This window comes from Pseudomonas sp. SIMBA_041 (assembly GCF_046535095.1).
Lineage (GTDB): Bacteria > Pseudomonadota > Gammaproteobacteria > Pseudomonadales > Pseudomonadaceae > Aquipseudomonas > Aquipseudomonas mucoides.
This window is the reverse complement of record NZ_JAWRXJ010000009.1, coordinates 1-12,581: the sequence shown is the minus strand read 5'-3', so window position 1 is coordinate 12,581 and position 12,581 is coordinate 1. Positions and strand designations below refer to the sequence as shown.

Sequence of the window (12,581 nt, the reverse complement as noted above, 5' to 3'; positions counted from 1 at the left end):
GCATAGCCGGCCAACCGCACCGGCGCCGTTATCAATTGTCACAAAGTCTGAATGGGCGGTTCGTAGAATCCAGACATACTTGCCGCCTTAACCGACCGAGAAGCCTTATGCCCCGGCGCTTGTTCAAACGCTACATGCCAGACCCGACCAGCATCAGGGAACACAAATCCTTACGCTTTCTCGGCACCCTGCTGCATGACCCCAACCTCTGGCACCTCAACCGTCACTCCGTGGCCCGCGCGATGGCGGTTGGCCTGTTCGCGGCGTTTCTACCGATCCCGTTGCAAATGCTCCTGGCTGCGGTGCTGGCGATCATGGTGCGAGGCAACATGCCGATTGCGGTGAGCCTGGTCTGGCTGACCAACCCGATCACCATGCCGGCGGTGTTTTTCTGCACGTACCAGACCGGGGCCTGGCTGTTGGATGTGCCCACTCGCCAGTTGCCCGACTCTTTGTCCTGGGAATGGGTCAGCAGCGAATTGTCGACGTTATGGCAACCGTTTTTGCTGGGTTCGGTGGTGACAGGGTTGGTGTTGGGGGCTCTCGCCTATTTCCTGACCATGACGTACTGGCGGTGGTGGGTGGCGCGGCAGTGGAAGCGGCGCAAGAAAAGCCGGATGTAGGAATGCAAAACGGCCTCCATTGTTGGAGGCCGTTTTTTCATGCGGTGTTTGTGCTGGCGGTCTTGAATCAGGTACGCATCCCGCGCCCACTGACCAGCAACCGTGCGCAACCGACATACAACACAATCGTCGCCACCAGCATAAAGGTGATTGCGATGCTGATCTTAATGTCCGAAACCCCAAGAATGCCGTATCGGAACGCGTTGACCATGTGCAACACCGGGTTCGCCAGGGACACGGTCTGCCAGAACGGTGGCAACAGGGAGATCGAGTAAAACACCCCGCCCAGGTAAGTCAGCGGTGTCAGCACGAAGGTCGGGATGATCGAGATGTCATCGAAGTTGCGTGCAAACACGGCGTTGATGAAGCCCAGCAGCGAAAAGATCGTCGCCGTCAGTACCACCACCAGAATGGTCACGCCCAGGTGATGCACCTGCAAATCGGTGAAGAACAGCGACAGTATCGTCACGATGATCCCGACCATCAGCCCGCGCAACACGCCGCCCAGGGTATAGCCGATCAGAATCGTATGCGGCGACACTGGCGACACCATCAGTTCCTCGATGGAACGCTGGAACTTGCTGCCGAAGAAACTCGAGACCACGTTGCCATAGGAGTTGGTGATCACCGACATCATGATCAGCCCCGGCACGATGTACTCCATGTAGGTGAAGCCACCCATGCCACCAATCTGCTTGCCGATCAGATTGCCGAAGATCACGAAATACAAAACCATGGTGATGGCCGGCGGCAGCAGCGTCTGCGGCCAGATCCGGGTAAAACGCCGGACCTCACGGTAAACGATGGTATTGAGGGCAACGAGGTTGGGCTGCAGCTCGGAACTCATACCGCCACCTTCGACAGATTTTTCTCCACCAGGGACACGAACAACTCCTCGAGGCGATTGGTTTTGTTGCGCAGGCTCAGCACTTCGATGTTTTGCTGCGCCAGTTGAGTAAACAGCGCGGTGATGCCCATGGCCTTGTCGACCTGGACTTCCAGCGTGTGACCATCGAGCAGTCGGGTCGGGTAGCCGAGTAACTGCGGCGCACTGGTCAACGTGTTTTTGATGTCGAGCAGGAAGGTTTCCACATGCAGTTGGCTGAGCAACTGTTTCATGCTGGTGTTTTCGACAATAGTGCCGTGGTCGATGATGCCGATGTTGCGGCACAACTGCTCAGCCTCTTCCAGGTAGTGCGTGGTGAGGATGATGGTGATGCCTTTCTGGTTCAGCTCGGTGAGGAAGGTCCACATCGAGCGACGCAGTTCAATGTCCACACCCGCCGTCGGTTCGTCGAGGATCAGCAGACGCGGTTCGTGGACCAGCGCACGGGCGATCATCAGTCGACGCTTCATGCCGCCGGACAGTGAACGCGACGGCACATCGCGTTTGTCCCACAGCCCCAGTTGGGTCAGGTATTGCTCGGCGCGTTCCTTGGCGATTTTCGGCGGGATGCCGTAGTAACCAGCCTGGGTGACGACGATGTCGAAAGTCTTTTCAAACTGGTTGAAGTTGAATTCCTGGGGCACCACGCCGATGCAACGCTTGAGCGCCGCCGGCTCCTTGTCCAGGTCGTGACCGAAGATATTCACCGTTCCGCTGGTCTTGTTCACCAGGGTCGAGAGAATGCCGATGGTCGTGGATTTGCCCGCGCCGTTAGGGCCGAGCAGGGCGAAGAAGTCACCTTCGGCAACGTCCAGATCGATACCACTCAGGGCCTGGAAACCGTTGCCGTAGGTTTTGGTTAGCTGCCGGATGGACAGAGCGGAACTCATATCGGATTACGCACCAAGAAGGAAGAAAGGGATAAAAGACGGCCTGCGGCGACTGGAGCAACCACGGCACATGAGCGCAATGGTGCTTGTCGCCGCCACACAAGTACAGTCAAGTGTGTCGATAGTGAGTATTAACTCAACGCGGTCATAACGGCTTTTTGATACGCCGGACGCTGTTTCAACCGGGCATACCAGGCTTCGAGGTGCGGCTGCGGCGCGCGCTCGATCGGCATCTCGAACCAGGCATAAATAAAACTGCCGAGCGGAATATCGCCCATGCCGATTTCATCACCGGACAGGTAAGGCTTGATCGACAACGCTTGATCGGCCATCGACAGCAGCTCAGTGCATTCTTTGATTGCGGCGTTGATGGCCGACCAGTCCTGCTTGTCTGCCGAAGTACGCATCACGCCCCAGAATACGGTGCGGAACGGGCCGGCGAGGCTTGAAGTGGTCCAGTCCATCCACTTGTCGGCCGTGGCGCGAGCTTTTACATCCGCCGGATACCAGGCGCTGCCGTCGGCATATCGGGCCATCAAGTAACGCACGATGGCATTGGATTCCCACAGGACAAAGCCGTCATCCTCGATCACCGGAATGCGACCGTTGGGGTTCATCGCCCGGTACTCCGGTGTATCGACGACACCAAAGGCGCCGCCCGCATCGATGGCCTCGTAGGCCAGCCCCAGCTCTTCGGCGGCCCACAAAGGCTTTCTGACATTCGACGAGTTTTTACGACCCCAGATCTTCAGCATGACCGCCTCTTTTTCGATAAGTGGGCAGGCAGCATACGCCGGATCAGGCGCGACTCAAATCGCTCTGCATATCCCCCAGCAGGGCCGGCAGTGTGTCGCTGAACAAGTGTGGATAGCACTTTTCCAGGTGCTCGAAAAAGAAGGCTTCCGGCACGTCGGTGAACTGGCCGTGATCGACCAGGTACTCCATCAACTGCGCGCCATCGCGATTGAACGGATGAAAGACACTGTCGTTGATCCCGTCGAATTCCAGCGGCGCAACATTGAACAATTCACAGAGTTGCTGGTTGAAGGCCGGCGTGGCCTTGACCCAGCGGTCGTTCAGATACAGCTCGGTGTAGCCGTGCATGGCGAACACATCGCTTTTCAGCAGTTCGAGCAATCGCGGGGTCGACAGGTGATTGCGCACGTCCGCCAGGCCGATGCGCGCAGGGATCCCGCAATGTCGTGCGGCACCGGCCAGCAACGTGGCTTTGGGCACGCAATAGCTTTCCCCGGCGGCCAGCGCATAACTGCCGCGCAAGGTCTCTGGGTTGCGGCTGAACGTGTAGGGGTTGTAACGCACGGCCTCGCGCACCGCGTAATAGAGGTTGATTGCCTGCTCAAGCGGATCGCGACCACTGCCGCGGTGTGTTTCGGCGAACTCCACCACCGAGGGGTGGTCACTATCGATGAAGCGGCCGGGACTCAAGTACTCGTGCATGAGATCAATCTCCTGGGGAAGCCCCGAGTCTAGCGACAGGCTCAGCACAGAGATAACGACGTTTCGGCCAAACATGCGCGTATTGTCGCGTAGGAAACGAACGAATTCCCGAGCGTGTTGCCAACCGAGCCTACAAATCTCGCCCAAGGTTTCCCACGATTTCAATCACCTCGCTCTGACCACCCTGTTTGGCGGATGCCGTCTAAGCTCTGAAGGTTGGTTTTACCCTGGTTCACGGAGGATTAAATATGCTGCTGTTGTGGATACTGGTTCTGATTGTCGGGATAGCCTGGTTAGCCCATCGTCGCACCGCCCCCCTGCCCGCCCTGTGCATTATTGCCGTCTACATCGTCGCGATGGGCGCTTTCAGCCACGCGCCGGGTTGGCTGCTGCTGGTGTTCTGGGTGTTGATTGCAGCCGTTGCGGCACCCTTGCTGCTGCCCGACCTGCGTCGCAAGTTCTTCAGCGCGCCGCTGTTCAGCTGGTTCCAGAAAACCCTGCCGCCGATGTCGCAAACCGAACGCGACGCCATCGACGCCGGCACCGTATGGTGGGACGGCGAATTGTTCAGCGGCCGTCCGGACTGGGACAAATTGCTGTCCTATCCAAAAGCCCAACTGACTGAGGAGGAACAGGCTTTCATCGACGGCCCGACCGAGGAACTCTGCGCCATGGTCACCGACTGGCAGATCGGGCAAGACATGGACCTGCCCGCTGAAGCCTGGACACACATCAAGGAAAACGGCTTCTTCGCGCTGATCATTCCCAAGGAATTTGGCGGCAAGGGCTTCTCCGCCTACGCCCACTCACAGGTCGCGATGAAACTGGCGACCCGCAGCGGCGATCTTGCGTCCACCGTGATGGTCCCCAATTCCCTCGGCCCGGCCGAACTGCTGCTGCATTACGGCACCGATGAACAACGCAATCATTACCTGCCAAGGCTGGCCCGTGGTGACGACATTCCGTGCTTCGCGTTGACCGGTCCGCTGGCCGGTTCCGACGCCGGGGCAATGCCCGACACCGGGGTGATCTGCAAAGGTGAATGGGAAGGCAAGGAAACCCTCGGCCTGCGCCTGAACTGGGAAAAGCGTTACATCACCTTAGGCCCGGTGGCGACCCTGCTCGGCCTCGCCTTCAAGGCCTATGACCCGGACCACTTGCTGGGAGACAAGGAAGACCTGGGCATCAGCCTGGCGCTGATTCCAACCGACACGGCCGGTGTTGAAATCGGCCGCCGTCACCTGCCGCTGGGGGCCGCGTTCATGAACGGCCCGAACTCCGGCAAGGACGTGTTCGTGCCGCTCGATTTCCTCATCGGCGGCCAGGAAATGCTCGGCAAGGGCTGGATGATGCTGATGAATTGCCTGTCGGTCGGGCGTTCGATTTCGTTGCCAGCAGTCGGCACCGGCGCGGCCAAGTTCACCAGTCTGGTGACGGGGCAGTACGCTCAGGTTCGCGAGCAATTCAACGTTCCATTGTCGGCGTTCGAAGGGATTCAGGAAGCCATGGCGCGCATCGGCGGCAACGCCTGGATGATGGACGCGGCGCGCATGTTGACTGCCAACGCGGTGGACCTGGGTGAGAAACCGTCGGTGCTCTCGGCGATTCTCAAGTATCACCTTACCGAACGCGGTCGCGAGTGCATCAGCCACGCGATGGACGTTCACGGCGGTAAAGCCATCATCATGGGACCGAACAACTACCTCGGTCGCAGCTGGAATGGCGCGCCGATTTTCATCACCGTGGAAGGCGCGAACATTCTTTCGCGCAACCTGATGATCTTCGGCCAGGGTGCCATTCGCTGCCATCCGTTCGTACTCAAGGAAATGGCCCTCGCCGGTCGTGAAGACAAGGACCAGGCCCTTACCGAGTTCGATGGCCTGCTGCTCAAACACATTGGTTTTGCCGTGAGCAACGCCGCCAGCACGTTGGTGCTGAACCTCGGTTTCGGGCACTTCGAGCACACGCCGGGCAACACGCTCAGCCAGGGCTACTTCCGCGCACTCAACCGTCAGGCCGCAGCGTTCGCCATGCTGGCGGACCTGAGCATGATGCTGTTGGGCGGTGAACTGAAACGCCGCGAACGCCTGTCTGCACGCCTCGGGGATGTACTCAGCAACCTGTACCTCGCCTCTGCCGCCCTCAAGCGTTACCACGATCTCGATTCACCAGAGCACATGGCGCCGCTGTTTACCTGGGCCATGGAGGAAAGCCTTGGTCAGTCGGAACGGGCACTGGATGAACTGCTGACCAACTTCCCGAACAAGGTACTGGGTTGCCTGTTGCGGGTGATCGTGTTCCCGTTCGGCCGTCGACACAAAGGGCCATCGGACAAACTCGGCGCCGAAGTGGCTGCCGTGATTGGTCGCGCCAAGGGCGACCCGACGCTCGAAGAGCTGCTGGGCGGTTGCTACCGTCCGCAATCGGCCGAGGACGCCGTCGGTGCTTTGCAACACGCCTGCAATTTGTTGAACGCTGCGCAGCCGCTGCAGAAAAAACTGCACATCGCGCTCAAAAGTGGCCAGGTCAAACCGGCCGCCGGGGAACACGTCATCGATGCCGCGCTGGAGGCGGGAGTATTGCAGGCAACGGAAGCGCAAACCCTGCGGGCCGCCGAAGCGGCACGACGCAAGGTGATCGACGTCGATGATTTTGACAAAGAAGAACTGGCACTGGCACCCGGAAAGGTCCGCTGATCCAGTGCCCCCATGCAAAACGGGCGCAGGGGCTTTATACTCCCGCGCCCGTTTTGCTCTTGAGGACTTATCTCGTGTCCAACGTCGTTGCCGACCATCTCGTCTTGCTTGACCACTTGCGCAGCATCCTGGTCGCCGTGGGTGAGGCCGAACAGGTTCCCGAAGAAAGCCATGCCTTGTTCCTGGAGCGCTTCGATGAATTGCGTGCGTTGCTGCCGGTCGATCCGATCGAAAGCCAATACCTGGGCCAGGACATTCTCTGCCAGGTAATCACCCGCTACCCGCAAATTGCCCACCTGGTTCCGCGCGACCTGCTGTGGTACTTCGCCGGTGACTGCCTGCATTACATGCCCGATGATGAAATCGATCTGTATCAGGCGCTGGAAGAACGTCGCTTCGAAGCTGAACAGAACGACGAACCGTTTGACTGGAACCAGGAAAAGCAGCTGCTGGCGATGTCGAACGACGAAAGCAAGCACTGATTTCCGACCAGTTACACAAAAGGCCCGCATGGTTGAACATGCGGGCCTTTTTTGTGCGATCAAAACAAGCCGTCACTCTCGGGCAGCTCATACTCCGATACGCCCATCACCAGACTGCTCGACTTACCGGGCTTGCCCAACGTCGGCTCCTTCTCCAGACACTCCACCAAGTAATCAATCAATACCCGTATTTTGGGAGGCAGGTACCGAGTGGGCGAATGCAGCAACCAGGCCCCGCCGTGGTAGGAGGCCAGAAAGGTCCAGTCCGGCAGCACTTGCACCATCACCCCCTTCTCCAAGGCCCGCCGCGCCGTGAAATACGGCAGGCTGCCAATGCCGATGTGCTGCAACACCGCTCCAAACCGTACGCCAGTATGATTGGCGGCATATCGCCCGCGCACACCGACAGTCACCGATTTGCTGCCTTTCTTGAATTTCCAGCGCGCATCGCTCGGGGTTTCACCCAGGTAGATACAACTGTGATTGAGCAAGTCATGGGGGTGCGTCGGCGTCCCGTGTTCGGCCAAATATTGCGGTGTCGCACAGAGCAAATGGTCGATCGTCAGCAACTGCCGCCCCACCAGCCCCGAAGGTGGCCGATCGGTGATGCGAATCGCCAGGTCGACGTGATCATCGATCAAATCGACCTGGCGATCTTCAAGCATCAGTTCTACATCCACTTTGGGATAGCGGCGTAAAAACTCCGGCATGTGCGGGTGAATCACAATTCTTCCCACCGCTTTTGGAACGCTCAGACGCACCAACCCTTCGGCTTCGTCAGTGAACTGCCCGCTGATTTCCATCACCGACTTGGCCGCGCTGACCATTTCCTGGCAACGCTTGAACACTTCTTCGCCACCGTCGCTCAAGCGTAATTTGCGCGTGGTTCGTTGCAGCAGGCGCGTGGCCAGCGCCTTCTCCAGCCGCGAAATGCTGCGACTGACCGCCGAAGGTGAAGAACCCAGTTGGCGGGCCGCCTCGGAAAAGCTGCCGGTCTCGACAACCTTGACGAAAATCGCCATTTCCCCAAGCAGCGGCAGTGGAAGATTTATGCTCACAGCGCAACAGTCCTTTGATGTTTGAACGGATTATCACGCAATTCCACGCTTCATATAATAAAAATAGAAACTTTAATAAGGGCATGGAATATGACGCTTCGCCTCTTTTTCCATAGTGATGACCTCAAGGCTAATGTGGAAGTCCTGGATTGCACGCCCCACGAAAACGAATTTGCGGTGGTGCTGCGCGCCACGCTGTTCCACCCACAAGGTGGCGGACAGCCCTTTGATACCGGCTCAATTGGCGATAGCCAGGTCCTGCGGGTAATCCAGGATCCTGAGCGGATCATTCATTTCGTCGACCGACCGGTAAAACCCGGCATGACCCAGATTCGCGTGGACGGCGAGCGACGCCAGTTCAATACGCGCATGCATTCAGCCGGGCATCTGATCGGTCACTTCGTCCAGGCCAAGGGCTGGATGCCGATCAAGGCGCATCACTGGCCGGGCGAAGGGCGGGTGCAGTTCAAAGCACTGGAAAGTGCACAGGACGTCGACGCCCAAACCGTTCAACTCGGCATTGAACAGTGGATTGCCGAGGATTTTCCGCGCCTGACGTCATTGCGCGAAGGCGCCCGGGAAATCGGTTTCGGGGCACTGCCCGCCTACGGCTGCGGCGGCACCCATGTACGTAGCCTGAAGGAATTGGCCACGGTCACGATCGCCTCCCTTTCATTGAAGAAGGGAACGCTGTCAGTCCACTACACCGTGGACTGAGCATTTGGGCGATGACGGCACCGTCATCGCCTGACGCCGGGGGAGCCTGCGCTCGCGGGTTCTGTTGACTATCTGATAGATGGACCTAAGACATGATGCTTGACGTCGAGCGTCTCGATGAGACGTGCATAAAAAAACTGGCCAATGAAGAAGTCCTCGCCATCCGCGTCAAAGGCTTGCTGCCCCAGCCGCTGGCGATTCAGATTGGCGACAAGATCCTCGCCCCCGGTTTCGAAGGCTATATCAATGCGCCAAGCATCGGCCGCATTGGCATGGCGTTTTATGAAGCGGAAAACCAGCCGCTGCTGATCGAGGACTACTTCGAACGCGCCACCCGCAACATTGCGGAATTGCGTAACCGGTGCGCGCCCTATTCGTCCCCGGTCGACACCCTGCGCTGCATGCTCGACGAATCCTGGCCGGCAGGCGCGCACCTGGAGAACCTCTACGGTCGCAAGATGTATGTCGGCTTGTCGCGGGTGGTGAAACCGGGCGTTTGTTTTCTTGCCCACCACGACATTTTCGCCAAGGACGCCCCCGACAGTTACCAGGCCAGAAGCCTGGAAGCACAGTTTGCCTGCAACGTTTACCTGAACATGCCGACCGAGGGCGGCGCACTGCAGATGTGGGACGACGACATTTCGCCGGACCGGTTCGACGAGATGCGCGGCGACAGCTACGGCATCGACCCGGCCTTGCTCGGCCCTCCGACCTTGGAGATACGCCCCGAGCCGGGCGATTTCATCATGTTCAATTCGCGCTGTATGCACTCGGTGACACCGGGCGTGGCGGATCCGCGATTGAGCCTTTCATTCTTTGTCGGCTACCGCGGCAATGCTTCACCCCTTACCTTCTGGAGTTGAGATGCTTTCGAATTACTTGGGCGAGTTCCTGGCGCTGGCAACCATTCACTTCCTGGCCGTGGTCGCACCCGGGCCGGACTTTGCCGTGACCATCCGCCAGAGCGTGCGTTTCGGCCGGTTGGTGGGCATCTGCACGGCGCTGGGTATCGGCGCGGGGATTTCCGTGCACGTGCTTTACACCCTGCTCGGGGTCGGCGCCCTGATGCATACCACACCGTGGCTGTTGACCGTGGCCAAGGTCGTGGGCGGCGCCTACATTTTGTACCTCGGGATCAGCTTGCTACGCAGCAAACCAAAATCCACGCTTGAGGGCGATAAAGTCCCGGACGAACCCGTCGTCGAACAAACGCTGTTGAAGGCCTTCACCACCGGGTTTCTGACCAACGCGACCAACCCCAAGGCGACGCTGTTTTTCCTGGCGATTTTCACCACCATCATCAGCGCCACAACACCGCTGAACATCCAGGCGCTGTATGGGGTCTGGATGTGTTTTGTGAATGCGGTGTGGTTTGTGATCGTCGCGCTGTTCTTTTCCAGCACCCGGGTGCGCGTGCTGTTCATGCGCATGGGGCATTGGTTTGAACGGACGATGGGGGTGATTCTGATCCTGTTCGCCGGGCGCCTGATTCTGTCGATGTAAAACCTGCGCCCACGCAAAAGGCCCGCCGAGTCTGACTCGCGGGCCTTTTTCATATCTGCGTCGCTTTTGCATTTCTGTGCGACAGATCCCACTTTAAAGCCTCCCCTTTCACGCCTACGTGGTGTTAGTTTGGAAATGTTTCTGACCAATCGATCAGACACTTCCCACAAACCGCCTGCAAAGGAATGCCTTTCACAATGGACTTCTCACTTAAGCATCTGGCCGCGTCGACCCTGATTCTGGCCAGCCTTTCGTCGTTTACCGTAGCCGCGCAAACCAACATCACCCCGCAACAGAGTGCGACCATTCTCAAGAATTTCAGCGACGTCTCCGCCACGGATTTCAGGCAGTTCCTGGCCGGCGTGGCCAAAAGCAACCTGGCCAAAACCGCCGACCTCGGCCCGGCCATCAGCGCTTTCCAGGACAACAAGACGCTTACCCCGGAACAGCAGAACGAAATCCATCGTCTTCTGGGCCTCTATGCACGGGTGAAATATGGCGCTGCGGCTACCGAGACGTTGCGTGAGCTGGTGGCAATCCCGACCTTCCAGGTGGAGGGCGTTGCTCAGCACGACAACCCCGAATTCATCAAGATCGCCGACAAGATCAAAAGCCTTGCCCAGTCCTTCAACCTGAATTTCCGCAACATCGACAACCGTGTCTATGAAATTTCCCTTGAGGGCAGCGGTGATGAAGTGGTGGGCATTCACGCACATGCCGACGTGGTGCCGGTGACGCCAGAGAACTGGGTCCTGAAAGACGGCACCCGCCTGGATCCGTTCAAGGTCACCCTGATCGGCGACCGCATGTATGGCCGGGGCACCGAGGATGACAAGAACGGTATCGTGGTGGCCCTGTACGCCATGAAGGTGATCAAGGAAGAGAAGCTGCCGCTGGCAAGGAATTTCAAGCTGCTGATCGACACCACCGAAGAAACCACCGGCGACGCCATCCCCTATTACTTCGAACACAACCCGACGCCCAACTACAACCTGGCGCTGGACGGCGGCTACCCGGTGGTCATCGCCGAAAAAGGCTACGGCACCGTGATGGGCAGCTTTGCCCGGCGTGACGGCGAGGGCCAGGGCGCGGAAATCACCTCGATGACCGGCGGCTTGGCCACCAACCAGATTCCGTCGGCTTCGGTCGCCACATTAGTGACTGACAAGCCTGCCGAACTGGCCGCCAGCCTGCAAAAGGCCGGTAGCGAGTATGCCAAGCGCAATGGTGGAAACTTCGAGGTAAGCGCCAAAGTCGTCGACAAGGACGTCAAGCTCACGGTGACCGGCGTTTCCGCCCACTCCTCCGAGCCCGAGTCTGGCGTCAACCCGGTCGCCAGGATGCTGGACTTCATCAACAGCCTCGACGGAAAAGTCGCGCTCAAGCACAACCACATCACCGACGCCGCCCGCTACGCTGCCGACAACTGGGGGCTGGATTACCTGGGCGGGAAATTGGGTGTCGGTTTTGCCGATGACTTCATGGGGCCGCTGACGACGTCTCTGACCTTTGTCGGGATGAATGACACAACCTTCAAGCTGGCGGTCAACCTGCGCGTGCCGAAGGGCAAGTCCCCGGAAGCCCTCAAGGCCGAAATTGCCGAAAAGATTGGCGCCTGGAGCAAGAAGAGCCACGTAGCGGCAACGTTCGACTATTCCATCGCCGAGCCGATGTATCGCAATCCTGAGGGTGAGTGGGTCAAGGCCTTGCTGGCCGTGGCCAGCGAAAACCTGGGCATGGAACACAAGTACGGCACTTCTGCCGGCGCCACGTCGGTGCATGAACTGCCCAATGGTGTGCAATTCGGCCTGGCCCGGCCGGAAGTGAAATACACCGGCCACACGGATAACGAGTTCAAGACGGTCGACCAGTTCCTGCTGGACCTGCAGATCGTGACCGAAATGATGGGGCGCATCGGGCAGTTGCCGAAGCTCTGATCGCCTTCCGACCCACCTGATGCTCATCAATCAGGGAACAAAACCTGGGGGAGCGAGCTTGCTCGCGATAGCGATGGGGCAGTCAACATTGATGTTGAATGTAACTCCGCCATCGCGAGCAAGCTCGCTCCCACAAGGATTGCGTTGCTGAACACTTGAACTGATCGGCACAACTCGAAGAAGCTTTTTTGTTGCGCCATAAAAAACGCACAAACAAAAACGCCGCTCATTGCTGAGCGGCGTTTTCGTTAAATATGGAGCGGGAAACGAGACTCGAACTCGCGACCCCGACCTTGGCAAGGTCGTGCTCTACCAACTGAGCTATTCCCGC

At 58.6% G+C, this 12,581-nt stretch carries 12 protein-coding genes and 1 tRNA gene; 7 read left to right on the top strand and 6 right to left on the bottom strand.

Annotated elements, in window-relative coordinates:
- Window positions 1–107: 107 nt before the first annotated feature.
- Window positions 108–623 (top strand): DUF2062 domain-containing protein, encoded by a 516-nt coding sequence (locus SB725_RS21480; protein WP_027924022.1) that lies wholly within the window; start codon window positions 108–110, stop codon window positions 621–623.
- A 67-nt stretch (window positions 624–690) separates the two neighbouring features.
- Here the strand turns inward: SB725_RS21480 and SB725_RS21475 are convergent, their stop codons facing one another.
- The 4 genes from SB725_RS21475 to SB725_RS21460 all read right to left on the bottom strand — a co-directional run bounded on the left by SB725_RS21475 (window position 691) and on the right by SB725_RS21460 (window position 3,857).
- The gene (locus SB725_RS21475) at window positions 691–1,470 is read right to left on the bottom strand and encodes an ABC transporter permease (protein ID WP_027924021.1); all 780 of its coding nucleotides are present in this window, start codon (window positions 1,468–1,470) and stop codon (window positions 691–693) included.
- Entirely contained in the window at window positions 1,467–2,399 is a 933-nt protein-coding gene (locus SB725_RS21470; protein WP_027924020.1) for an ABC transporter ATP-binding protein, read from the bottom strand. The genes SB725_RS21475 and SB725_RS21470 overlap by 4 nt, the downstream gene beginning before the upstream one ends.
- 131 nt (window positions 2,400–2,530) lie before the next feature.
- The gene (locus SB725_RS21465) at window positions 2,531–3,154 is read right to left on the bottom strand and encodes a glutathione S-transferase family protein (RefSeq protein WP_027924019.1); all 624 of its coding nucleotides are present in this window, start codon (window positions 3,152–3,154) and stop codon (window positions 2,531–2,533) included.
- Window positions 3,155–3,197: 43 nt separating this feature from the next.
- A complete protein-coding gene (locus tag SB725_RS21460) occupies window positions 3,198–3,857 on the bottom strand; it encodes a transglutaminase-like domain-containing protein (protein WP_059182332.1) in 660 nt (219 codons plus the stop codon).
- A 248-nt stretch (window positions 3,858–4,105) separates the two neighbouring features.
- Between SB725_RS21460 and SB725_RS21455 the strand changes: the two genes are divergently transcribed.
- Window positions 4,106–6,553, top strand: a complete 2,448-nt coding sequence (locus SB725_RS21455; protein WP_194940676.1) for an acyl-CoA dehydrogenase — start codon at window positions 4,106–4,108, stop codon at window positions 6,551–6,553.
- Between the two features lie 74 nt (window positions 6,554–6,627).
- Window positions 6,628–7,035: a PA2817 family protein gene (locus SB725_RS21450; RefSeq protein ID WP_059182330.1), complete on the top strand. Its 408-nt coding sequence runs from the start codon at window positions 6,628–6,630 to the stop codon at window positions 7,033–7,035.
- A 59-nt stretch (window positions 7,036–7,094) separates the two neighbouring features.
- Here SB725_RS21450 and SB725_RS21445 read toward each other — a convergent pair whose 3' ends face one another.
- Window positions 7,095–8,093: a LysR family transcriptional regulator gene (locus SB725_RS21445; RefSeq protein WP_027924015.1), complete on the bottom strand. Its 999-nt coding sequence runs from the start codon at window positions 8,091–8,093 to the stop codon at window positions 7,095–7,097.
- A 90-nt stretch (window positions 8,094–8,183) separates the two neighbouring features.
- Here SB725_RS21445 and SB725_RS21440 point away from each other — a divergent pair, with 90 nt between their 5' ends.
- From SB725_RS21440 to SB725_RS21425, 4 genes are all read left to right on the top strand, one after another.
- Window positions 8,184–8,810, top strand: coding sequence for a serine-tRNA(Ala) deacylase AlaX (locus SB725_RS21440; RefSeq protein WP_027924014.1), 627 nt, complete (start codon window positions 8,184–8,186; stop codon window positions 8,808–8,810).
- 92 nt (window positions 8,811–8,902) lie between these two features.
- Complete coding sequence (locus SB725_RS21435) at window positions 8,903–9,673, top strand: 2OG-Fe(II) oxygenase (protein WP_027924013.1); 771 nt, start codon at window positions 8,903–8,905, stop codon at window positions 9,671–9,673.
- A 1-nt stretch (window position 9,674) separates the two neighbouring features.
- Window positions 9,675–10,313, top strand: a complete 639-nt coding sequence (locus SB725_RS21430) for a LysE family translocator (RefSeq protein ID WP_027924012.1) — start codon at window positions 9,675–9,677, stop codon at window positions 10,311–10,313.
- Between the two features lie 197 nt (window positions 10,314–10,510).
- Window positions 10,511–12,250 carry a dipeptidase gene (locus SB725_RS21425; RefSeq protein WP_410922564.1) on the top strand — a complete coding sequence of 580 codons (1,740 nt, stop codon included), beginning with the start codon at window positions 10,511–10,513 and terminating at the stop codon, window positions 12,248–12,250.
- A 255-nt stretch (window positions 12,251–12,505) separates the two neighbouring features.
- Here the strand turns inward: SB725_RS21425 and SB725_RS21420 are convergent.
- A tRNA-Gly gene (locus SB725_RS21420) sits at window positions 12,506–12,581 on the bottom strand.

What these genes read in the sequence shown, in the direction of transcription:
- SB725_RS21480 (WP_027924022.1), top strand. Translation starts at nt 108, where the DNA reads ATGCCCCGGCGCTTGTTCAAACGCTACATGCCAGACCCGACCAGCATC.
- SB725_RS21475 (WP_027924021.1), bottom strand. Translation starts at nt 1,470, where the DNA reads ATGAGTTCCGAGCTGCAGCCCAACCTCGTTGCCCTCAATACCATCGTT.
- SB725_RS21470 (WP_027924020.1), bottom strand. Translation starts at nt 2,399, where the DNA reads ATGAGTTCCGCTCTGTCCATCCGGCAGCTAACCAAAACCTACGGCAAC.
- SB725_RS21465 (WP_027924019.1), bottom strand. Translation starts at nt 3,154, where the DNA reads ATGCTGAAGATCTGGGGTCGTAAAAACTCGTCGAATGTCAGAAAGCCT.
- SB725_RS21460 (WP_059182332.1), bottom strand. Translation starts at nt 3,857, where the DNA reads ATGCACGAGTACTTGAGTCCCGGCCGCTTCATCGATAGTGACCACCCC.
- SB725_RS21455 (WP_194940676.1), top strand. Translation starts at nt 4,106, where the DNA reads ATGCTGCTGTTGTGGATACTGGTTCTGATTGTCGGGATAGCCTGGTTA.
- SB725_RS21440 (WP_027924014.1), top strand. Translation starts at nt 8,184, where the DNA reads ATGACGCTTCGCCTCTTTTTCCATAGTGATGACCTCAAGGCTAATGTG.
- SB725_RS21435 (WP_027924013.1), top strand. Translation starts at nt 8,903, where the DNA reads ATGATGCTTGACGTCGAGCGTCTCGATGAGACGTGCATAAAAAAACTG.
- SB725_RS21430 (WP_027924012.1), top strand. Translation starts at nt 9,675, where the DNA reads ATGCTTTCGAATTACTTGGGCGAGTTCCTGGCGCTGGCAACCATTCAC.
- SB725_RS21425 (WP_410922564.1), top strand. Translation starts at nt 10,511, where the DNA reads ATGGACTTCTCACTTAAGCATCTGGCCGCGTCGACCCTGATTCTGGCC.